This window comes from Mycolicibacterium sphagni (assembly GCF_002250655.1).
GTDB lineage: Bacteria > Actinomycetota > Actinomycetes > Mycobacteriales > Mycobacteriaceae > Mycobacterium > Mycobacterium sphagni.
The window spans coordinates 80881-101885 of the sequence record NZ_NOZR01000018.1; the positions used below are offsets into that span (position 1 = coordinate 80881).

The window sequence follows — 21005 nt, forward strand, 5'->3', positions numbered from 1 at the left end:
CCGGGAGGTAAGCCATGGTGAGCGACAACCTTCGCGAAACCCGCGTGCTGAGCGCGGTGGTCTCCCTGGTCGACAGCCTGCTCGATGACTTCGACGTCGTCGACCTGCTCACGGAACTGACCGAACGTTGCGCAGAACTGCTCGACGTCGCTTCGGCGGGATTCCTCCTCGCCGACCCGCTGCAACGCCTCCACCTGGTGGCCGCCACCTCCGAACAGGCGCGCGACCTCGAACTGTTCCAACTGCAGGCCGAGGAGGGGCCCTGCATCGAGTCCTACCAGACGGGCGAGCCGGTTCTTATCGCCGACATGGGTACCCATATCGATCGCTGGCCGCGTTTCGTCAGTGCCGCGGCCGAGGCCGGCTTCTCCTCTGTTTATGCTGTGCCCGTCCGCGCAGCCGGTGCCGTGCTTGGCGCACTCGGTCTGTTCGATACCCGGCCCGGTGAACTCACCGAGGCTGATCGACTGGTCGTTCAGACCCTCGCCCATATCGCGTGTGTGGCTGTCCTGCAAGAACATCCACCCACGGCCGCAACCGTGATTTCTCCGTTGCGCTCTGCTCTCATCGGCCGTGTCATCGTCGAGCAGGCCAAAGGATTTGTCAGTGAGGTGCTCGGAGTACCGATGGATGAGGCATTCCGGCTACTTCGGACGTACAGCCGGTCGCGTGGCGAGCACCTGACCGATGTCGCGAGACGATTGATGAGGGATCGGCATACCCGGCCGGAGCTGATCCGGTCGCTGACGGAACTGATTCATCGCCGGCGATGAGCGCTGCTCTCATTGTTGACGTGCCCGGGCCCGCCGGACCGCCTCCTCGACGAGCTGTTCGGCCACGTCAGCCAGTTTGACGTGCTCGCGTTGGCTGATGCGGGTGAGACGGTCGAACGCCTCCTGCGCGGTGCCGCCCGAGCGACTGCGGAGGATGCCGATCGCCTGGTCGATCACCGCGCGGCTGCGCAGGGCCTGCTGCAGTTGCGTCGTGCGCAGCTTGGTGCTGGCCAGCAGTTGCGTGTTGTACACCGACACCGCTGCGGGTCCGGCGAATTGGCTTCCCAATTGGATGGCGTGCTCCGCGAACGCGTCTCGGGCGTAGGCGTAGGAATTGATCGCGCCGACGACCCGGCTGCCGACGATGAGCGGTAGCGCCAGCACGGAATGCACACCCATGCGGGCCACTGCGCCACCCAAATGCGGCCAGCGGCGGTCGCTGCCCAACGAACCACTCACCGCGGGTCGCCCCGAACGAATGCAGGTGATACACGGCCCCTCGCCGAGCTTCTCGTACTGCAGAGTGTCGATGAGCCGAACGAACTCCGCGGTCACCGACCACGCCAGGATGTATAAATGGCCGTCATCTGAGCCGGTGTCGTGGGGGCGAACCAGCGTGACTGCGGCGCCGTCGGCGCCTGGTATCGCCTGAACGGCGAATTGCGCTATCTGGCCGAGTATTTCGTCGACAGTGCACGCGTCCGAGACGATTCCCGCCAAACCGCTGAGCCCGGCGTACAGGTCCAGCTCGTCAGCCTGCAGTTGGGCCGCGGAGAGCTCTGGACCCGGGGGCGGCTTACGTTCGGGCTGTGCGTCGTAGTCGTCCATCACCTCGTCTCCCAGGCGCTACGGGCGGGGACGGCGACGCCCCCGTGCCATCAACTTACTCGTCATCCTCAGGTGACCAGTGACAACGCGTGAGCTCGCCGCAACTTGCCCGATGGGGTCTTCGGAATGATTCCCGGAGCGAGCACCACCACGCTGCGTGGCCGGGCGTTGACTTCGATGACCACCTCGTGGACCACTTGGTGCTCGATACGGCGTACCGCCTCACGATCGCCGAACTCTTTGGACTCCACCGCAACTGCGAACGATTCGCGGGAATGCCCGGCATCGAGCCGGACGGCCACCGCGCAGCCCGGCCGCACTCCGTCGACGCGGGCAGCAGCGCGCTCGATATCGGTCGGATAAATGTTGCGCCCGGCCATGATGATGACGTCCTTTAGCCGGCCACATACGACGATCTCGTCCTTCTCGGTGAGGTAGCCCAGGTCACCGGTGTCGTACCAGCCCTGGTCGTCCTGCGCCGAGATGAACCCGGCGACCGTGGTGTAGCCCGGCGTGACAGGTTCCCCCCGGAGTTGGATCACGCCGACGCCGCGAGCGCTCAGTACGACACCGTCTTCGTCGACGATGCGGGCCTCCAGGCCGTCCAGCAGCCGGCCGAGCGTCACCAGGCGCCGGGTGTTCCCGCGGGTCGCCGGTACCGCGCGATGCAGGACAGCCAGGAGGTCGGCGTCGACCTCGTCGACGGTCATACCTACGCCACACGCGGAAAACGATGCCGCGACGGTGGTTTCGGCCATGCCGTAGGCGGGCAGGATCGCCTCCGGTGCCAACCCGTGGGGTGCGCCTGCCGCACACAAGTTCTCCACATCGGCGGGATCGACCTGTTCCGCCCCGGACAACGCCCACCGAAGCGACGACAGATCGAAATCGCCTGGCGTCGCCAGGCTGCGCAGCCTCTTCGCCAAGAGGGTGTAGGCGAAGTTGGGGGCTGCCGTCATGGTCGCCTTGTATTTGTCAATCAGTTTGACCCACAACAAGTTATCGCGCAGAAAATCCATCGGGGTGACCTTGATCAGCTCGACACCGAAGTACATGGGCACGGTGAGGAAGCCGGTCATACCCATGTCGTGGAAACACGGCAGCCAGCTGACGATCACGTCGGAATCGAGGTCGACCTTGGCGCCGACAAACATCGCCTCGGCGTTCGCCACGACATTGGCGTGGGTGATGTGAACTGCCTTGGGAGAGCCGGTCGACCCGGACGTCAGTTGCATCAGGGCGAGGTCGTCGTCGTAGCTCTGGATGGGACGCACCGCTGTCGACTTCAGTAGTTCGTCGGTGGTCACCACCCGCATCCCGCGCTCGGCGATAAGCGGCGCAGCCGGCAGGAAAGGCTCTCCGACGACGACGGTCTTGGCGTCGATCGTGTCGAGTACCGCGGCGGTCTCCTCCGCCCAGCGCAGAAGGTCAGTGCGTGGCGTGGGCTGGTGCAGCATGGTGACACTGGCGCCGCGAATCCAGATGCCCTGCGCGGTCGGCGCGATGTCAACTGGGGCGCCTGCGAGGACCGCCACAGCATCGCCGTGGCCCACACCGGCCGCCGCCAGGCCACCGGCGATCCGGCATGCGCGCGCGTGCACCTCAGCCCAGGTATGTCGCACGGGGGCATCGGGCTCCCCGGTGACCATCCCCTTCATGCTCCACCGGGCGTTTTGGAACATCGTCTCGGTGAACTGGCTCATGGAGCCTTCCTTCTGCTGGCCGCGCAACGGCGTGACCTGCAATGTTGGGGCCACAGGCAGACTGCTGCGAGTGCCGTGGGAGAGCAGCGCTTGCTGGGCCACGCGCCCCGAGCGGGCGCCAAAACTGCGGGCCGGCCGACGTCGGGCCGAGGGGCCGGCTCGGCGGGGAGTTCAGATCGCCGCCGTGACGTTTCCGGGAGGCTGGTGGGTCAGCCGCATTGACCGTACCGCGCCAACGTGCCGGCAGTCGAAGGCTCGCAGGCGATTGTCCTGACCCAGGTGTTTGTCCCGGCTGACCGGCGGCATCGCTGGCAAAGGTGATGTAGCTTCAATCGACGGTCAGGGGCATGCCGAGGAGTACGTGGTGGATGGCACACCATTCGGGCACTATCAGCTGCAGGAGCTGATAGGTCGCGGCGGTATGGGCGAGGTCTACCGCGCTTTCGACACCAAGACCGACCGGATCGTCGCCATCAAGGTGCTCCCGCACCGGCTCGCCGAGGACGTCGTCTTCCAGCAACGTTTCAGGCGGGAAGCGCAGGCGGCCGCCGCCCTCAACGAACCGCATGTCGTGCCGATTCACGGCTACGGCGAGATCGACGGCCGGCTCTATCTCGATATGCGACTGATCGAAGGCCGCACGCTGGGCGCCATCCTCGCCGATACCGGGAAGTCGTTGGATCCTGCCCTGGCAGTCGGCATCGTCGAACAGGTCGCCGCCGCATTGGATGCCGCCCACGCGACAGGCCTGATCCACCGCGACGTCAAGCCTTCCAACATCCTGATCACCGGGCGCGACTTCGCCTACCTCATCGACTTCGGTTTGGCCCGCACCGCCGGTGAGGCCGGGTTGACCACTGCCGGAAGCACATTGGGCACCCTGGCCTATATGGCCCCGGAGCGGTTCAGCGGCGGTCAGGCCGATCCTCGCTCCGATGTCTATGCCCTGACATGCGTGCTGTACGAATGCCTTACCGGCTCTCGGCCGTACCCGGACGACAGCCTGGAGCAGCAGATCGCCGGGCATATCACCACACCCGCGCCGCGTCCGTCCGACAAGGACTCCAGGCTGGCGGCGTTCGACGCCGTCATCGCCAAGGGCATGGCCAAAAAGCCTGAGCAGCGTTACCAGAGCGCCGGCCAGTTGGCGGCAGCAGCATGTCAGGCACTGAGCATCAAAGCGCGGAAGCCGGGCAGCTCAGGGCGGCACGCGCTGGCCGCGAGCCCCCAGCGGAGCCGGCGTCGCGCCCTGCTCGCGGTGGGCGCCGCGGTGCTGCTGATCGCGGCCGCGGGCATCGGAGTCTGGCAGTGGCGGGCAGCGGACAACCGCTCGAGCAATGCGTCGAGTCTGGCCGGCACGGCATCCAGCACCGATTCGGTGCCGGCAGCCTTAGAGGTCGTGCCATCGATCGCCGCAGCCGTGCCGCCCAAGATTCGGGACTCCGGCCGATTGATTGTCGGCGTCAACATCCCTTATGCACCAAACGAATTCACCGACGCCGACGGTAAGATCGTTGGCTTCGACGTCGATCTGATGAACGCTGTCGCCCGGACCCTCGGCCTCACCCCGGAGTACCGCGAGACCGCGTTCGAAGCGATCATCCCGTCGGTGCGTGCCGGTGACGTCAACCTGGGGATGTCGTCGTTCACCGACACCAAGGAACGCGAACAGGCCGCCGACTTCGTCACCTACTTCCGGGCCGGCACCCTGTGGGCGCAGCGGCCCGGTAAGGCGATCGACCCCGACAACGCATGTGGACTCAAGGTCGGGGTGGCCTATCCGTCGCTGCAGGAGTCAGTGGAGCTACCGGCCAAGAGCGCCGCCTGCGTGGCGGCAGGCAAGCCTGCGATCAAGAAGGTGGTCTACACCCGCCAGGACGACCTCAACACCGCGCTAACCGCCGGCGAGGTCGACGCGATGTCCGCCGACTCGCCCGTCACCGGATTCGCGATCAAGACCAGCGGCGGGCAGCTCGAAGCCGCGGGCGCGGTGTTCGACTCCGCGCCCTACGGCTGGCCGGTCGCCAAGGATTCCGGCCTCGCCCCATCGCTTCAGCAGGCGCTGGAGCATCTGATCCAGACGGGGGAGTACCGCACGATCGCCACAATCTGGGGTGTCGAGAAGGGCATTATCGACAAGCCGGCGATCAACGCTGCCGTTCGCTAGTCCTAGTCCTCGTCCTCGTCGTCGATGACGTGCATGGCGGCCTCTTCGGCCGATGCCGCGCCGCCGTCGATGCCGACGTCGGAGGCGAACAGCTCCGAGTCGTCGTCCTCCCCGAAGCCTTCGTTGGACGCCACCAACCTGCCCGACCTTGCCCTGCCCACCTCGTCGTCTTCGGGGAACTCTGACTCTTGTTCGGAACCGTCGTCGTTGAGCTCGTCGAGCACATTGTTCAGCCGGGCAACCGGGTCGGGCTCCTCCTCGGCGAGCAGCTCGTCAAGGGTTTCCGGGCCGGGATGGTCCAGGTTCGTGCGGGCGTAGGGCCGTTCCGGAGGTGAGATCCCCTCGTCGAGGATGTCGTCGACGCCGCGGTCGACCAAGGTGTCCTCGGGCTGGAGCTGGTTGTCGTCGTCGATGCTGTATTCGCCGGTATCGGTGCTGTCATCCCAGGTGCTCACTGCTCCAGAATGTCACGGCCGATGTCCGCCACCTAGCTGTTCGCCCGCAAACGGCACTATCGCTGCCCGGCACTGTCATTGTGCGTGGGGATCAGGCGGCGGGGGCCGGGTCCTTGTTGGGAGAGCTGATCGTCGGGGTTGACGATGCGGCAGGTGGTCAGCGAAAGACATCCGCATCCAATACAGCCGGTGAGTTCTGCTTCCAGACACTCGATTTCGCGGCGGCGGGCTTGCAGTTGTGCGTGCCAGCGCCGCGATATCCGGGTCCAGTCGGTCTTGCTGGGCATCCGGTCGGCGGGCAGGCCGTCGAGGATTGTCGCGACCTCGGCGAGGGTGACGCCGAAGCGGCGGGCGGCCTGGATGATGCTGATGCGACGCAGTACGTGGCGGGGATAGCGGCGTTGGTTCCCCGGTGTACGTAGCGCGGTGATCAGTCCCTGGTCGTCGTAGAAGCGCACGGCGCTGGTGGCGATGCCGGCACGCTGGGCGACTTCGCCGACCGTGAGCATGTCGGTGGGCTTGTGCGACATCGCTTCTCCTGGCGTCTTGACTTCAACTGGACTTGAAGTTCTAACGTACCCGGCGTGGACGACGGTTTGCCGACCTGGTGCCCACACGCGCCGCCCACAACCGCACCCCAGACCTTTGACCCGACGACGAATTCCTAGGAATCGGAGAGCAGATACCGCCAATGAAGCCCTCCCAACTGCCGGCCGCGGAACGTGAATTTCTGTTCCACCATCATGTCGCGGCGATGCTCACCGTCGGCGCCGACGGACGACCGAAGGCCGCCAAGATGGAGCCCGCCATCGTCGACGACCAATTGCTGAGCATTGGTCACCGCCACAAGGTTCGAACTCGCCGACTGCGCCGCGACCCGCGCACTACTCTCTTCTACGACGCGCCAGGCCCAACGTGGCTGGCTGTCGAGGCCACCGTCGAGATCCTCGACACCTCTGACACTCCCCGCCAGATCGTGGAGTTCATGAGGGTCCGCCAATGCCGTCCGCGCGGCCCCTTGGCCTGGCACGGTGACAATCACTCCGAAGCGGAACTCGACGAAACCGATTTCATCAGCGCCATGATCGCCGAAGGCTGCCTGCTGTATCACTTCAGCATCGACAAAATCTACGGGAACCTGTCAGATCCGATCAGCTGAGACGCGCTTCTCATCGGCACCGACCGACGTCTGTAGTTCGCACGCAGACACGATTGCCGCCCAGACCTTAGCCTCGGAGGCCGACTAACGGCAGGCGAGGCCCGCACGGCGAACCGGCCTCGAAAATGTTGAGGCTGCGGCCGGCGGTCTCGCTCAGGAGCAGGATGCTGACCAGGCTCAGTGCGGTCAAGCCGGTCATCATCGCGGTGATCGCCCAACTGCCTTCGGACGCCAGCAGCACGGGGGACAGCACCGGCGGCAGCGCGCCGCCGATGATGCCGCCGATGTTGTAGGACACGCCGGCGCCGGTGTAGCGGTAGCGGGTGGCGAAGATCTCCGGAATGAATGCGGCCAAGGGCCCCATCATGATTCCGATGATCGCGTAGGTGCCGATGATCGCGACACCGTAGCGGACCGGGTCACCGGATTGGACGAGCGGGAACAGGACCAGCGTCCACGGCAGAGCCAGCACAGAACCGAACCCCACAACGCGTCGGCGGCCGTAGGTGTCGCTCAGAGTCGCCGCGGCGGCGACAAATCCGATCGAGCACACGCCGCCGAGGACGCCGACCAGCAGGATCAGATCCTCGTTGTAGTGCAGGTGGGTAGCGGCATAGTTGGGGAAGTAGGTGCCGGCCTGGAAAGCCAGCATGAACATCGCGATCACCGCCCCGGCCGCCAGCACGACTTCGCGGCCTTGGTTGCGTACGGCCTCGGCGAGCGGGACCCCGCTGGGCCCTTCATCGGCCGACTCGGTGAACACCGTGCTCTCTTCGATGTGCAGCCGGATGTAGAGAGCCACGGCCAGCAGCACCGCGCTGAGTAGGAACGGGATTCGCCAACCCCATTGCAGGAAGGGCGATTCCGCGTTACCGAAGGCGCTGTGTACCCCGAGGAAGATGAGGTTAGCCAGCACCAGCGCTGTGCCGAGACCGAGCTGGGTGAACATGCAGAAGTAGCCGCGCCTGCCCTGTGGGGCCTGCTCGGCACTCATCAGCGCGGCGCCGGCCCACTCGCCGCCCACGGCAAAGCCCTGCAACAGCCGCATGGCGATCAACAACAGGGGCGCGGCCACGCCGATTGCGTCGGCGCTCGGGATGAGACCGACGCCCACACTGGACCCGCCCATGATCACCAACGTGAACACCAGCGCATTCTTGCGCCCGATGCGGTCGCCGAAGTGACCGAACACCGCGGCGCCGATCGGCCGGGACAGGAACGCCGCCGCGAATGTCCCCAGCGAGGCGATGGTGGCCATCAAGGGGCTCAGGTGCGGGAAGAAGACGACGGGAAACACCAGCGCGGCGGCCGTCCCGTAGATGAAGAAGTCGTAGTACTCGATCGCCGAGCCGACATAGCTGGCGAGCGCGACCCGGCCGGTGCGGCCGTGGATCCCCTGGAGTGTGTCCATGTGGCAATCGTCACCGTGTGCGGTTGCCGGGGGTATCCGCTGGCCAGCCGAACTTCGTGGTCGACGGCGCTGTCCACCGATCGGGGGATGGGGCTAGCTACTGTGGCCCACAGCCAGCAACTCGTCGACGGTGGAGGTGTCGTCGGGAGCTGCGGCCGCCATCATGATGCTGTGCGCCCGATCGGGATCTGTCGCTGCGGGCACCACGAGTAGGACCACCTTCTTGCCGTTGAGTCCTTGGACTTCAACAGTATTGCTGGGCTGGCGCTCGTAGCCGCCGAGTCGGACAAATCGTTCGCCGATCGGCATCTTGGTGCGGGTCTTCACCCACTCCGTCATCTTGTACAGGACGTAGCGGACGGGGCCGAGGCGAACCGACAACACTGCGAGCAGATCTGGAACTTCGGCCTCGAGGTCGTCGCTATGCGGCCACCATGCCCCGTCCACCCGACCTGTCACCGGACCTTTGGGCTTCAGCCGCAAGCGGGGAGTCTCTTGAGGCGGCGGCTCTTTCCAGCCGACGGATGTGCGAACTTCTGGCGGCGTCATCGGACGCTCCTGTCTGCGGCCATGTACCCGGCCAAGATGATCGGCAACGACGCGATCTGTGATCGCGTACGAAACACCGCCGCTGCCTCGAGCATACTCGCGTCGGCGCCGAATCACGCACTGCAAAACCGCGCTCGGCGGACGGGTCGAAAATGGTTATCCGCCAAGGAAAATTCAATCTATCGGCGGAAGAACCGCTCAGCGATGCTTGGCGTTCAGGATGTTGTCGCTGGGAGCGCCGTCGGATTTGGCGCGTTTCTCGGCGCGCTTCTCCTTCAACGACTTGCCGGCCTTCTTCGTCATGGATTGACGAGGGGATTTGTCTGCCATGTGAGGGCCCTTCGATAGGGGGCCTGTCGACGGTCCCGGTATCTGTGACTGTACGCGTGAACCTCGTCGCTGATGTTGCAGAAACGGAACAGAAGCCAAAGTACGGTTGCGAGGGTGGTGGAATCCGATCAGTTCGGTCCTGACGATGCGAACCTTTTCGCGGGCGCACGTACTGACTGCGCGTCTTCGGACTGCGCTGCTGGTCAGACCGGTGATCGATCGAGTTGTTGGTCTCATCAGGGGACGGTCCGGGCGTAGTGCCGAGCATGCGCTGAGTCATTTGCGAGCGATCAGCCAAGCCGAGCAACGCAAGCTCGTGGATGTAGCTCAGAGCCTGGTTGATGAGGCGGTGCGTCGCGCCCGGCCCCGCACATCCCCTGCCCCCGGGGTGTAGCGTGAGGGGTGTTGGAAACCCAGCCAGTCCGGAATAAGTCAGCCGCCCGCCGCTGAACTTGCCGAGCATTCGCTCACGCCGGACACGTCGGTGACAACCGCCAGGCGGGATTCACCTTGAACTTTCTTTCCGTACTCCCATCGTTGAAGTCCAGTCCGGTTCCGCATCAGGGTATTTCGCGCGTCCCGACCGTCGGGATTCTCAGCACGTATCCGCCGACGCGATGTGGGCTGGCCACGTTCAGCGCGGCGCTGTCCGACGGGCTGCGCGCCAACGGCGCCTCGGTCAGCGTGGTTCGGATTGCCGACGGGCCGCCCAGCGACGACGTCGGGGTCATCGGAGAGTTGGTCAACGGAGTGCCGGCATCGGTGGCAGCCGCCGCAGGACTACTGAATCAATCTGACGTTGTCGTCGTGCAACACGAATACGGCATCTTCGGTGGAGCCGACGGCGACGAAGTCATCGACATCATCCGTGGGCTACGGGTCCCGTCGATCGTTGTTGCTCATACGGTGCTCAAGGATCCGACGCCACGGCAGCGTTGGGTACTGGAAACGATTGCGGCCGAAGCTGATCAGGTTGTTGTGATGACGACCGCTGCGCATGTTCGTCTCTGCGAAGGCTACGACGTGGACCGACGAAAGATCGCGACGATCCCGCACGGAGCGACAGTGGCAGACAAGGCCCAGGTGAAGCGCTCAGGCCGCCCAACGCTGTTGACGTGGGGGCTGCTGGGGCCGGGCAAGGGCATCGAGCGCGTCATCGACGCGATGGACTCGCTGAGTGAGCTTCCCGGGAGCCCGCGCTATCTGGTTGCCGGCCGCACCCATCCGAAGGTTCTCGCCGCTGACGGCGACGGCTACCGCGATGAACTGCGAGAGCGGGCAAGATCTCGCGGAGTCGCCGCCTCGGTGACTTTCGACGGCACTTACCATGACGCCGCGGCACTTGGTGCGATGGTGCAGTCCGCCGCGGTGGTGGTCTTGCCATACGACTCGACCGACCAAGTAACCTCGGGCGTCCTGGTTGACGCGATTGCCAATGGACGCCCGGTCGTGGCGACCGCGTTTCCCCATGCCGCCGAGCTACTCAGTGACGGTACCGGAATCGTTGTCCCGCATAACGATACGGAGGCACTGAGGTCCGCTTTGCACGCAGTCCTGACGCAACCACGCCTGGCCGGACACATGGCGGCAAGGGCGCGCCTGCTGGCGCCCACAATGGCCTGGCCGGTCGTGGGCGGGGATTATCTTGTTCTGGCGCAACGACTTTGCGCGAAGAGATCGGCACTGGTGTGAGCGACGATATACCGATTGCGAACTTCGGCCACCTCCAGCGGATGACCGACCATCGCGGCACGTTCGAGCACGCGTGTCTGGACGAGCCGCGGCGCGAACATGGCTATTGCACGGATGACGTGGCCCGTGTGCTCGTCGTCACCACCCGTGAGCCCGATCCGTCCGGCGAAGTCAATCGCCTGGCTGGTGTTTCCTTGCGATTTCTGAACGAGGCCCAATCGCTGGGTGGCGCCTGCCGAAACCGCATGGACAGCGCGGGTAACTGGACGGACGAACCGAGCCTGAACGACTGTTGGGGCCGATGCCTGTGGGGACTCGGCACTGCAGTGGCGTGCAGCGACGTTGTGTGGGTCCGCAAGTCAGCGCTCGTCCAGTTCGAACGCGCTGCGAAGGTACGGTCTCCATGGCCGCGCGCAATGGCATATGCGGCATTAGGTGCCGCGGAGGTTCTTTCGGCTCAGCCCGATCATCGCGCTGCACGAAAGTTGATCACCGATTATGCGGTCTCGCTGCCGACACCCAACGATAGTGCTGACTGGCCGTGGCCCGAGCCGCGACTGACCTACGCAAATGCGCTGCTCGCCGAAGCGATCATCGCGGCTGGTGTCGCGTTGGAGGCGCCGAACCTTTGGCAGCGGGGGTTGGACCTGTTGGGCTGGCTTCTGGATATTGAAACCTCCGGCGATCACTTATCGCCGACGCCGGTTGGGGGACGTGGGCCAGGTGATGTCGGCCCCGCATTCGATCAGCAGCCGATCGAGGTTTCAAGTCTCGCGGACGCGTGCGCTCGCGCCGCTGCCGTTGACCCGGCCGCGAGGTGGATCGACGGAGTGCGGGCTGCGGCGTCGTGGTTCACGGGTTCCAACGACTCCGGTGAGGTCATGTGGAACCCCGAGACCGGCGGCGGATTCGACGGTCTGCACGCCGACGGTGTCAACCGCAATCAAGGTACGGAGTCCACCCTCGCAGTGATCTCGACATTGCAGCATGCCCAACGAATATCGTTGCTGCAGAGATGATGTTGACGAACGTCGGCATCGTCAATCGTGTTCCACTGCGGCTCACGGCTGATCCATCACGAGTCGTCGCCCGACTGTTCGTGCCTGGGCAGGAAGGTTTCGAGCATCAGGACTCGCGCGCGGGAGCGGTGCTGACACGCATTCTCGCGTTGAGTGAAGACGAGGTGCTGAGCTCGTTGGACGATGTGATCGCCCGGTTTGATAGCCGACACCGCAATCTCGGCGAGACTTTTCGCCGGCACGCACGCGAGCTAGCTGATCGACTGCGCCCGGGCGCACCAGTGTCTGATGCCCGAATGTTGCTTCTGGGTGCGGCATTCACCGGCGAGTACGCGATCGAAGGAGCTGCCCTGTGCAACCCCAGCATCGTGCCGCACTGGGATCAGACGGGGACGGCGGCAGGCACCCTGCGATTCGTGATGAGCGTGCGCGGCGTCGGTGAAGGCCACCGATCGTCCGTCGGCTTTCGAACCGGTGTGATCGATGAGTACGGGTGCCCCGAGGTTGAGCCCCCCGCTGCGCTCGCCACCGTGGGAACGACGATGCCGGCTCTCCTGGACGCAGTGGTGTTCCGCAATGAGCTTGGTCGGCTCCACGACGCGGGAGAGGCGGCCAACTACGTCTTCGACACACTCGGCGAGCGTTTTAGCCGAGCCCACCTCGAGGATCGACTGAAACTCCTGGAAGCCCACTCGAGTACGCGTGGACGCGCGCTCGAGACCATCTCCGAGATCCGGGCCATCGCCGACCGGACTTATGCTGTCGAATTCTCGCACCGGATACCGATTTCCGAACGAGTCCTGTGGCCCGCGACCCAGGCGGAATCGGCCGGCATGGAAGACGCCCGCTTCGTTCGCTTCGTCGACGACGACGGGTCGAAGACTTACTACGCCAGCTACACCGCCTATAGCGGGTCGGTCATCAGCCAGCAGCTGCTCAAGACGAACGACTTCCGGTTATTCACCTCGACCCCGATGGTGGGGCGCGCTGCGGCGAATAAGGGCTTGGCACTGTTTCCCCGCCGTATCAACGGCCGCTACGCCGCTCTGTCGAGGGCTGACCGCGAGTCGAATTCCATCGCATTTTCGGATCGCCCTTTTGTCTGGACGGACGCGCGCGCATTCCAACGCCCGGTCGCCCCCTGGGAAGTGGTGCAACTGGGAAACTGCGGTTCGCCGATCGAAACCGATGCCGGATGGCTGGTGCTCACCCATGGTGTCGGGCCGATGCGCACCTATCGGATAGGCGCCGTGATGCTCGACATCGATGACCCGACCAAAGTGATTGGCCGCCTGCGTGAGCCGCTACTGAGTCCCGCATCAGAAGAGCAGAATGGATACGTTCCGAACGTCGTCTACTCCTGTGGCGCACTCGTCCACGCGGACACCCTGGTGCTGCCTTACGGGATCGGCGACGGCGCGATTGGTTTCGCCACCATTCCTATGCCCGAACTATTGTCGGCGCTGCGCGATTGAGAGCACTGCGTAGGGATCAAACGGGCGCGCGGCCGCGCGACGGTGCATCATTGGCGGAATGAAGCGAGAAGTGGGCGCGCAACTTGAGGTCGAGATCACCGGCCCGACGACGTTGGAGTTCCAGATCGCTGTCGCGCCGCATCCCGGCGCCTCGGTTTCCGAGGCCTTGTCATTCGTCTTGAACGGATCCCCAGTCTCGGCTCTGGAGATCAGCGGCACACACGGTAACCGCATCCACAAACTCGAGGTTCCGGTGGGCAGCCTGAAGGTGGCCTACGAGGCGACGGTCACCGGCCGGACCGACCCGGCGCCGGTCACCGAGTACGACTTGTCGATGTATCTGCGTCCCAGTCGATACGCCGAGGCGGACAAGTTTTATGGCTTTGCCGCAACGGAATTCGGTAGCTACCTCGACTCGGAGGCCCTGCTGGAGAAGGTGTCGTTGTGGGTGGGCGCCCGATTGAGTTACGTGCCTGGCTCCAGCGACCCGATCGACGGAGCGGTGGACACCCTGTTGGCAGGTGCGGGAGTGTGCCGCGACTTCGCCCACCTGGTGGTCGCACTTCTGCGGGCGGTCAACGTCCCGGCACGAGTCGTGTCGGCCTACGCGCCGGGCCTCTATCCGATGGATTTCCATGCTGTGGTCGAAGCGTATGTGAACGGCCAGTGGCGGGTGGTCGATGGCACGCTCCTGGCACCACGGCAGTCGCTGGTGCGGATCGCCACCGGTCGTGACGCGGCCGACATCGCCTTCTTGGACAACCACAAGGGTGCCATCACGCTGGAGCGCATCGAGGTCATGGCGATCGTCGACGGCGAACTGCCATGGGACGCAATCGATCAACTGGTATCGATCGGCTGAGACCGCTCATAGCCGGTACATCTCCCGCGACATCGACGCCTGCTCGACGAAGCTGGCTCGCTGCGGCGGGTAATGCCGTCTCTTGTCCCGGGGTTCGCGCTCGTGCTCGGCGAACGCGGGTGCCCGCAGCCACGTGATGACCCGGCTCAGGAAGCGTGCCGGCGACAGACCGCCGGCTCCGATAGCGACCATCACCGCACCTGTGCCCAGGCGGTGATCTGCGGCGGCATCATGATGGTGGCCCGCGCGGCGGCAACCTCACGTTGTAGCGCCGGCAACATCTCGTCGGGATCGGGCAAACCCTCGGTCAGCCCGAGCTGGGCGGCCCTCGGGTACACCAAGCGCCAGATCTCCGCGGCGTAGCGCAACAGATCGATGTCGTCGGCACCGCCGAGTGGCGCACCCAGCGCCATCCGCGGGACGCCCAGCCCGGCCGCCTGAAACAGCGCGCCCAGTTTCGGGCCGAACGAGATATCTAGGCTGAGTGATTCGAATGAGCGCGCCACCGCATCGGTGACTTGCCGAAAGACCGGAATCTCGGGATAGCTGCGTACAGCGGCGATGTCGTTTTCGCAGAAGGCGACCACGCCGCCCGGCCGGACTAGACCCGCAAGCTGGCGCAGTGCGGCAACCGGGTCGGGTAGATGCATGAGGATCAGCCGCCCGACGACGGCGTCCACCGGCTCGTCCAAGACCAGCTCGTCCAGCGCCGACTGAGTGAATGACACATTGGTCAGGCCGCGGTCGGCAGCGCGGGAGCGGGCCAGGTGCACGATGTCGGCGGCGTCGACTCCGTGCACCTGCCCGCCCGGTCCGACGAGTTCGGCGGCCAGGAACGAGACGTCGCCGGGTCCGGAGCCGATGTCGAGGACCCGCATCCCGGGTTTCAGCCCCGCCATCAGCAACGCGTGTCTGGTGTCGGAGTAGTACACCCTGCCCTGGAGCAGCAGCCGGCGTACCTCGCTGTCCTCGTGCCCGAGTGTGTAAGTGGTGCTCATGGATGGCTCTCCGTTCGCTCGACCCCTTCCGCGCTAGACTAAATCGTCTAGACGAACTGGTCTAGACTATGTGGTCTAGCACACACCGAATGGGACGATGTGGTCTAGGCCACTCGGTCTAGTGGCGGCTGAAACCGCCCTATAGTGGGAAAGCCCACCTCAGCGGCATAACGAAGGCGGTTCGGATGACTACCCAGGAAGCGGTCCTCCCGCACAAGGAGCGGCTGCTACGGGCCGGAATCAAGCTCTTCTATGAGAACGGCTTCCATGGGACGACGATCGATGCCGTTCTGTCCGAAGCCGGCGTTCCAAAGGGGTCCTTCTATCACCACTTCGGGTCCAAGGATGCGTTCGCGCAGGCCGTCCTCGACCGCTACATCCAGTTCCAGGGCGGATTATTCGCAACCTGGTTCGCGCGCACGGACCTGTCCACCGTCGACCAGCTGACCGGCTACTTCAAGGACATGTCGCAGATCTTTATCAAGTCCGGATTCCAGACCGCGTGTCTGACGGGAAAGTTCTCCACCGAGGTCGGCGCGACGTCCGACTACTTCCGGCCGCAGCTGGCCATGCAGATCGGGATGTGGAAGACGCAGCTGTCCGCGTTACTCGCGGGCGGGCAGGAACGCGGCGACATCCGTCGCGACCGGCCCACCGAGGAACTCGCCGATGGCGTGCTGGCGCTGATCCAGGGCGCGTTCGTGCTGACCTTGTCGACGCGTGACGAGCGCACCCTCACGACTGTGTGCAGCATGATCAAGGACATTGTCGAGCCGCAGCGCTGACGTGGCCCGGCGGTGACTTCGCAGCGCGCAGGGTAGTCTCAAAGGTGGTCCGTTTCGCGCGATGTCTGCGGATCGACCAGCCTGCTGCGTGAGGAACGCTTATGAATCAACTCTCTACTGCGGCATTTTCATGAACGGCATGCGCGGATCGCGCCGAAGGGCCAGTCCGGTACGCCTTACTCTCAACGCGATTCTGGGCGGCGACATCGACGGGGCGTGGTGGCCGCGCACCGGTTCGCTGGCCAGTGAATTGCCTGACCTCATCGATGTTCTGCACGTGCCGCTCGGGGAGATCCTCGACATCGACATCAATTGGTCGGCCACCGCGGCGGCGCCCATGTTGGATAACCATTTCGCGACCGCGATGCGAGCCATGCGCTGGAACGACAGCCGCCAACGCATCATGGTTGTTGTCGGCCGAACAGGCTGCGCCCGAATACTGGTCGTCCCGCACACGACCACTCAGGCACTTGGCTGGATGGTCATGCGTCAGGCGGCCGCCATGCCGGTGATGAGTGATGACCGCGATGCTCCGGAATACGCGGTGGCCGATCGGGTGCTGCAAGCCGCACGGGTGCAAAGTGCGTCCTCGGCGGCCCGCATACTGGATAGCCCGACCGAAGCGGTCGCTTCTAAAGACTAACCAAAAGCTAAGGGCTGGTACGGCATTGCCGCACCAGCCCTCGCTTGTGGTATGGGGTTCGATTAGACCGCGGAGACCTTGGTCGCCTGCGGGCCCTTGGGGCCCTGTCCGACCTCGAACTGAACACGCTGGTTCTCCTCGAGCGACTTGAAGCCGCTGCCCTGGATTTCCGAGTAGTGAACGAACAGATCCTGGTCGCCACTGTCGGGAGCGATGAAGCCGAAGCCCTTTTCGCCGTTGAACCACTTCACAGTTCCCTGTGCCATTACTTTTTCTTCTCTCATTCAGATGGATGCAGACAGCATCCGTTAATCGTTCCGGCGGGCCCGCCGGAACGAAATCTATTTGGCGCCAACCGCCGAACGCGGTCGGCGGGCGCGGCGACGGCCGGGCTGGCCGTTACCGCCGTGGCTGGATTGGCCGGATTGGCCGCCGCTGCCACCGCGGCCGTTCTGGCCGCTGCGACCGGCTTGGCCACCGCCACTGGGGCGGCGCTGAGCCGGGGAGTGGCGCTTGGGCGCGGAGGCCACAGGCGCGGCCGTCGGTGCCTGATACGGCGCGACTTCGCCGACCAGCGCCTGCACCTCAGCCGAATCAGCTGAAACCTGTTGGGGTGCGGCCTTGATCCCGGCCTTGCGCAACAATGCCTGGGTGTCGCGGCGCTGCTCGGGCAGCACCACGGTCACGACGTCGCCCGCCCGTCCCGCTCGTGCGGTGCGGCCGGACCGGTGCAGATAAGCCTTATGCTCGGCGGGCGGATCGATGTGCACCACCAGCTCCACGTCGTCGACGTGGACACCGCGAGCGGCGATGTCGGTGGCGACCAGCACCCGCGCCGTCCCGGCGGAGAATGCCGCCAGGTTGCGGTCGCGCGCCGGCTGAGAAAGGTTGCCGTGCAAGTCAACTGACGGAATGCCCGCATCAGTCAACTGCTTGGCCAGCTTGCGGGCGTGATGCTTGGTGCGCAGGAACAGGATTCGGCGGCCGGTGCCTGAGGCCAGCGTATGCACCAGTTGCTTCTTGGCCTCGGCGCTGGACACATGGAACACGTGGTGGGTCATGGCGTCCACCGGCGACTGGTCGGAGTCGACGGCGTGGGACACCTCGTTACGCAGGAACCGGCTGACCAGCTTGTCGACACCGTTGTCCAGTGTCGCCGAGAACAGCAGCCGCTGCCCGCCGGCCGGGGTGGCCGCCAGGATCCGGGTGACGCCCGGCAGGAAGCCCAGGTCGGCCATGTGGTCGGCCTCGTCGATCACGGTGATCTCGACGGCGTCGAGTGTGATCAGGCGTTGACGCATCAAGTCTTCAAGACGGCCCGGGCAGGCGACGACGATGTCGACACCTGACTGCAGTGCCTTGACCTGCTTGTTCTGCGGCACGCCACCGAAGATGGTGGTGACCTTCAGGCCGCAGGCGTCAGCCAGCGGCTGCAGCGCCGCGGTGATCTGGGTGGCCAGTTCGCGGGTTGGTGCAAGCACCAGGCCCGAGGGGCGCGAAGCGCGGCGAGTGGTATCGGCCAGCCGACTGACCAGCGGGATCGAAAACGCCAGCGTCTTGCCGCTGCCGGTCTTACCGCGGCCCAGCACGTCGCGGCCGGCCAAGGTGTCCGGCAGGGTCGAGACTTGGATCGGGAAAGGATCGGTGATGCCGTTGTCGGACAGTGCGCGCACCAGTGAGGGGCGCACGCCGAGGTCGGCGAACGTTGATTCGGTTTGCATGGTGCCTTTCGGGCATCGAGAGAGGTGGCGAGATTGCCGGTGAGCAATATCGATCGCCGCGAGACTGCGTGCCTGGGGGGCACTGATCAGCTGAACTCGGCTTCCGGAATTCCGGAAATGCCGGTGAAGTGAAAGTGTTCCACGACGTATTGGCGACTTTGTCGTGACGCCAACGTTGGGATCAGCATAGCAGCACAAGCGTTCGTCATTGCACGTCTACCGTGGTGACGTGGCCGACACCGATCGCGTCCGTTGGGACCAGAAATATCTGGGCCGAACCGGTGGTCCACCCGCCGTGCCTCAGATATTCGCGCGGTATGTGGATGCGATCCCCGCCGATGGGCAGGCGCTGGAGCTGGCCTGCGGATCGGGTGCGGCGACGGTCTGGCTGGCCCGGCGCGGTCTGAGCGTATGGGGTGTGGACGTCTCGCCCGTCGCGATCGAGCAGGCGCAGGAGTTGGCGCACCGCCTTGATGTCACCGATCGGTGCCGGTTCTCGGTGGTCGATCTCGACGACGGACTGCCGCCCGGGCCGCCTGTCGACATGATCCTGTGCCACCTGTTCCGCGACCGCCGGTTGTATCCGGCGATGGTGGACCGGCTGGTGGCCGGCGGTCTGCTGGCGATCAGTGTGCTCAGCGAAGTCGGCGCGCAACCCGGGTTTTTCCGCGCCTCGGCAGGGGAACTCGACGATGCGTTCGCGGATCTGCACGTACTCGCCGCGGGCGAAGGCGACGGCCAGGCGTGGCTGTTGGCGCGGGTGAAAGGGGAGCGGCCTTGACCGAGCCGTCCGTGATGTTCGCTGGACGATTCAACGGGCCGCCCGGCAGCGCCAACGGCGGATACGCCTGCGGTGTGATCGCCGGCCACGTCGCGGCCGACTTGGTCGAAGTGACATTGCACAAGCCACCTCCGCTGGACACCGAGCTGCTGGTCGAGCTGGCGGGCCCGGTGTACGAGGTGCGCCCGGCCGGAGGGGACGTGGTGGCCGTGGCCAAGCCGGTCGACGAACCCATCGACGTCATGCCGCCGGTGCTGGACATTCCCGCCGACGCCGTGCCCGCACTGGCCGATGCCAACCATCCCTTTCGCAGCTGCTTCACCTGCGGCCCGGATCGGGAGACCGGTGACGGGTTACGGATCTTCGCAAAACGCATAACAGGCCGGTCGATTTTGGCTGACCGATGGGCACCCGACGAATCGCTGGCCGACGACGGGATCGTGCGACCCGAGATCGTGTGGGCGGCGCTGGACTGCCCCGGCGGGTGGGCGGCGTTCGACCGCATCCCGGGCGGCGTCGCGGTGCTGGGCCGGATGACCGCCCACATCGACCGGCTGCCGCGGGTGGGCGAGCAATGCGTGGTGGTCGCTACCTCGGACTGGCATGAGGGCCGCAAGATCGGTGCGCGTTCGGCCCTCTACACCGGGCAGGGCGAACTGCTCGCGGCTGCGCGCGCGGTGTGGATCGACTCCACCGCCTAGAGCCTTCCCTCGCTCGCTGCGCTACAGCCCGCCGCTACCGCAGCTTCACCATTCGGGTGGTCGAGCTCTCGTCGAGCTCCACCACGTCGGTGCGCGAGCGCAAGAAGTCGCTGAACGACTTGAAGCCCAACGACTTCTCCGAGAACGACGGGTCCATGCGCTTCATCTGTGCCTTGACCGCCGAGTTGTGAAGCCAGTCGACGTCGTCCTTCTCGAGGCCTATCTGCAGCGCCCGCTTCAGCAGCGCGGTGGCCGCGGTTTGCGGGTCGGGCGGCTCGACCTCGGTGGACGTGGCGCGCTTGGTCCGCTTCACCGGTTCCTCGGCCGCGTGCGGTTCGAACACCGGCACCCCGGGCAGCGAATCATAGACGACGAAGTCGTCGCACGCCGCCGCCAGCACCCGGCTCGAGGAGCCGGCCACGCCGATGCCGACGACGTAGCGGCCCAGCCGCTTACAGCGCTGCGCGAGCGGAATGTAGTCGGAGTCGCCGGCCACGATCACCACGTGGGTCAGGTCGGGCAACCTGAACATGTCCTCGACGGCGTCGACCGCCAGCCGGATGTCGGCGCCGTTTTTGCCGTACGCCGCCGCGGGGAATAGCTGCACCAGATCCACGGCCCGGCCCACCAATTGCTCGCGGTACTCGGCGTTGACGTCAGCCGACCAGTCGGCGTACGCGCGGGTGAGTACCACCGTTCCGAACGACGACGCGAAGTCCAGGATCGCACCCACGTCGACGCGGGCGCGAGCCAGCTTGGCAGCCTCCAAACCCTTGGCCTTGTCGCGTTGAAAAGAGTTGCGGCCGTTCACCTGGTCGTAACGCGAGATGACGATGTTGTCGAAGTCGAGGTACACCGCGACACGTGCAGCACCGGGTTCGGTCATGTGCTCGAGTCTTGTCCATGTTGTGACGCGGCACGCGCCTTTGCCCGAACGTGACGGGGCGCCGGAA

Annotated in this window: 24 protein-coding genes; 12 read left to right on the forward strand and 12 right to left on the reverse strand. The window is 65.3% G+C overall.

Annotated features, from left to right (window positions below; all coding sequences use genetic code 11):
• Window positions 1-17: 17 nt before the first annotated feature.
• Window positions 18-773, forward strand: coding sequence for a GAF and ANTAR domain-containing protein (locus CG716_RS19855; protein ID WP_094482848.1), 756 nt, complete (start codon window positions 18-20; stop codon window positions 771-773).
• A gap of 9 nt (window positions 774-782) precedes the next feature.
• Here CG716_RS19855 and CG716_RS19860 read toward each other — a convergent pair whose 3' ends face one another.
• Both CG716_RS19860 and CG716_RS19865 read right to left on the reverse strand, forming a co-directional pair.
• Window positions 783-1601, reverse strand: coding sequence for a GAF and ANTAR domain-containing protein (locus tag CG716_RS19860; RefSeq protein ID WP_094482744.1), 819 nt, complete (start codon window positions 1599-1601; stop codon window positions 783-785).
• A gap of 68 nt (window positions 1602-1669) precedes the next feature.
• Window positions 1670-3304, reverse strand: a complete 1635-nt coding sequence (locus tag CG716_RS19865) for a fatty acyl-AMP ligase (RefSeq protein WP_094482850.1) — start codon at window positions 3302-3304, stop codon at window positions 1670-1672.
• A gap of 364 nt (window positions 3305-3668) precedes the next feature.
• Here CG716_RS19865 and stpK7 point away from each other — a divergent pair, with 364 nt between their 5' ends.
• Window positions 3669-5471 carry a serine/threonine protein kinase StpK7 gene (gene stpK7 / locus CG716_RS19870; protein WP_094482852.1) on the forward strand — a complete coding sequence of 601 codons (1803 nt, stop codon included), beginning with the start codon at window positions 3669-3671 and terminating at the stop codon, window positions 5469-5471.
• A 2-nt stretch (window positions 5472-5473) separates the two neighbouring features.
• On the opposite strand, the gene CG716_RS19875 is transcribed toward stpK7, so the two are convergent.
• Together CG716_RS19875 and soxR are read right to left on the reverse strand one after the other, a co-directional pair.
• Window positions 5474-5926, reverse strand: a complete 453-nt coding sequence (locus CG716_RS19875; RefSeq protein ID WP_094482746.1) for a DUF5709 domain-containing protein — start codon at window positions 5924-5926, stop codon at window positions 5474-5476.
• A 56-nt stretch (window positions 5927-5982) separates the two neighbouring features.
• On the reverse strand, window positions 5983-6456 hold the full coding sequence (soxR, locus tag CG716_RS19880) for a redox-sensitive transcriptional activator SoxR (RefSeq protein ID WP_094482748.1): 474 nt from the start codon (window positions 6454-6456) through the stop codon (window positions 5983-5985).
• Window positions 6457-6617: 161 nt separating this feature from the next.
• Here soxR and CG716_RS19885 point away from each other — a divergent pair, with 161 nt between their 5' ends.
• Window positions 6618-7085, forward strand: a complete 468-nt coding sequence (locus CG716_RS19885) for a pyridoxamine 5'-phosphate oxidase family protein (protein ID WP_094482750.1) — start codon at window positions 6618-6620, stop codon at window positions 7083-7085.
• Between the two features lie 67 nt (window positions 7086-7152).
• Here the strand turns inward: CG716_RS19885 and CG716_RS19890 are convergent, their stop codons facing one another.
• The 3 genes from CG716_RS19890 to CG716_RS31150 form a co-directional block, all read right to left on the reverse strand.
• Entirely contained in the window at window positions 7153-8496 is a 1344-nt protein-coding gene (locus tag CG716_RS19890) for an MFS transporter (RefSeq protein WP_094482752.1), read from the reverse strand.
• A gap of 93 nt (window positions 8497-8589) precedes the next feature.
• Window positions 8590-9045, reverse strand: a complete 456-nt coding sequence (locus CG716_RS19895; protein ID WP_094482754.1) for a DUF5994 family protein — start codon at window positions 9043-9045, stop codon at window positions 8590-8592.
• A gap of 198 nt (window positions 9046-9243) precedes the next feature.
• A complete protein-coding gene (locus CG716_RS31150) occupies window positions 9244-9375 on the reverse strand; it encodes a hypothetical protein (protein WP_094482756.1) in 132 nt (43 codons plus the stop codon).
• 145 nt (window positions 9376-9520) lie between these two features.
• On the opposite strand from CG716_RS31150, the gene CG716_RS19905 reads away from it, so the two are divergent.
• The 5 genes from CG716_RS19905 (at window position 9521) to CG716_RS19925 (ending at window position 14423) form a co-directional block, all read left to right on the forward strand.
• Window positions 9521-9769: an ANTAR domain-containing protein gene (locus CG716_RS19905; protein WP_094482758.1), complete on the forward strand. Its 249-nt coding sequence runs from the start codon at window positions 9521-9523 to the stop codon at window positions 9767-9769.
• Window positions 9770-9912: 143 nt separating this feature from the next.
• A complete protein-coding gene (locus tag CG716_RS19910; protein WP_234817929.1) occupies window positions 9913-11067 on the forward strand; it encodes a glycosyltransferase in 1155 nt (384 codons plus the stop codon).
• The gene (locus CG716_RS19915; protein WP_165774218.1) at window positions 11064-12086 is read left to right on the forward strand and encodes a glycosyltransferase; all 1023 of its coding nucleotides are present in this window, start codon (window positions 11064-11066) and stop codon (window positions 12084-12086) included. The genes CG716_RS19910 and CG716_RS19915 overlap by 4 nt, the downstream gene beginning before the upstream one ends.
• Window positions 12083-13561: a glycoside hydrolase family 130 protein gene (locus CG716_RS19920; RefSeq protein ID WP_094482762.1), complete on the forward strand. Its 1479-nt coding sequence runs from the start codon at window positions 12083-12085 to the stop codon at window positions 13559-13561. The genes CG716_RS19915 and CG716_RS19920 overlap by 4 nt, the downstream gene beginning before the upstream one ends.
• Before the next feature lie 58 nt (window positions 13562-13619).
• Entirely contained in the window at window positions 13620-14423 is an 804-nt protein-coding gene (locus CG716_RS19925; RefSeq protein ID WP_165774219.1) for a transglutaminase-like domain-containing protein, read from the forward strand.
• A gap of 6 nt (window positions 14424-14429) precedes the next feature.
• Here the strand turns inward: CG716_RS19925 and CG716_RS19930 are convergent, their stop codons facing one another.
• Both CG716_RS19930 and CG716_RS19935 read right to left on the reverse strand, forming a co-directional pair.
• Entirely contained in the window at window positions 14430-14615 is a 186-nt protein-coding gene (locus CG716_RS19930) for a hypothetical protein (protein ID WP_094482764.1), read from the reverse strand.
• Entirely contained in the window at window positions 14615-15421 is an 807-nt protein-coding gene (locus tag CG716_RS19935; protein ID WP_094482766.1) for a class I SAM-dependent methyltransferase, read from the reverse strand. The genes CG716_RS19930 and CG716_RS19935 overlap by 1 nt, the downstream gene beginning before the upstream one ends.
• A 185-nt stretch (window positions 15422-15606) precedes the next feature.
• Between CG716_RS19935 and CG716_RS19940 the strand changes: the two genes are divergently transcribed.
• A complete protein-coding gene (locus CG716_RS19940; RefSeq protein ID WP_094482768.1) occupies window positions 15607-16206 on the forward strand; it encodes a TetR/AcrR family transcriptional regulator in 600 nt (199 codons plus the stop codon).
• A gap of 139 nt (window positions 16207-16345) precedes the next feature.
• Window positions 16346-16849, forward strand: a complete 504-nt coding sequence (locus CG716_RS19945; RefSeq protein WP_234817930.1) for a DUF5994 family protein — start codon at window positions 16346-16348, stop codon at window positions 16847-16849.
• A 62-nt stretch (window positions 16850-16911) separates the two neighbouring features.
• On the opposite strand, the gene CG716_RS19950 is transcribed toward CG716_RS19945, so the two are convergent.
• Both CG716_RS19950 and CG716_RS19955 read right to left on the reverse strand, forming a co-directional pair.
• Window positions 16912-17115 carry a cold-shock protein gene (locus CG716_RS19950; RefSeq protein ID WP_094482772.1) on the reverse strand — a complete coding sequence of 68 codons (204 nt, stop codon included), beginning with the start codon at window positions 17113-17115 and terminating at the stop codon, window positions 16912-16914.
• Window positions 17116-17190: 75 nt separating this feature from the next.
• Window positions 17191-18570 carry a DEAD/DEAH box helicase gene (locus CG716_RS19955; RefSeq protein WP_094482774.1) on the reverse strand — a complete coding sequence of 460 codons (1380 nt, stop codon included), beginning with the start codon at window positions 18568-18570 and terminating at the stop codon, window positions 17191-17193.
• A gap of 229 nt (window positions 18571-18799) precedes the next feature.
• Between CG716_RS19955 and CG716_RS19960 the strand changes: the two genes are divergently transcribed.
• Window positions 18800-19351, forward strand: a complete 552-nt coding sequence (locus tag CG716_RS19960; protein WP_094482776.1) for a class I SAM-dependent methyltransferase — start codon at window positions 18800-18802, stop codon at window positions 19349-19351.
• The gene (locus CG716_RS19965; protein WP_110883957.1) at window positions 19348-20052 is read left to right on the forward strand and encodes a hotdog fold domain-containing protein; all 705 of its coding nucleotides are present in this window, start codon (window positions 19348-19350) and stop codon (window positions 20050-20052) included. Before CG716_RS19960 ends, CG716_RS19965 begins: the two co-directional genes overlap by 4 nt.
• 34 nt (window positions 20053-20086) lie before the next feature.
• Here the strand turns inward: CG716_RS19965 and CG716_RS19970 are convergent, their stop codons facing one another.
• Complete coding sequence (locus CG716_RS19970) at window positions 20087-20938, reverse strand: NYN domain-containing protein (RefSeq protein ID WP_094482778.1); 852 nt, start codon at window positions 20936-20938, stop codon at window positions 20087-20089.
• Between the last annotated feature and the right edge of the window lie 67 nt (window positions 20939-21005).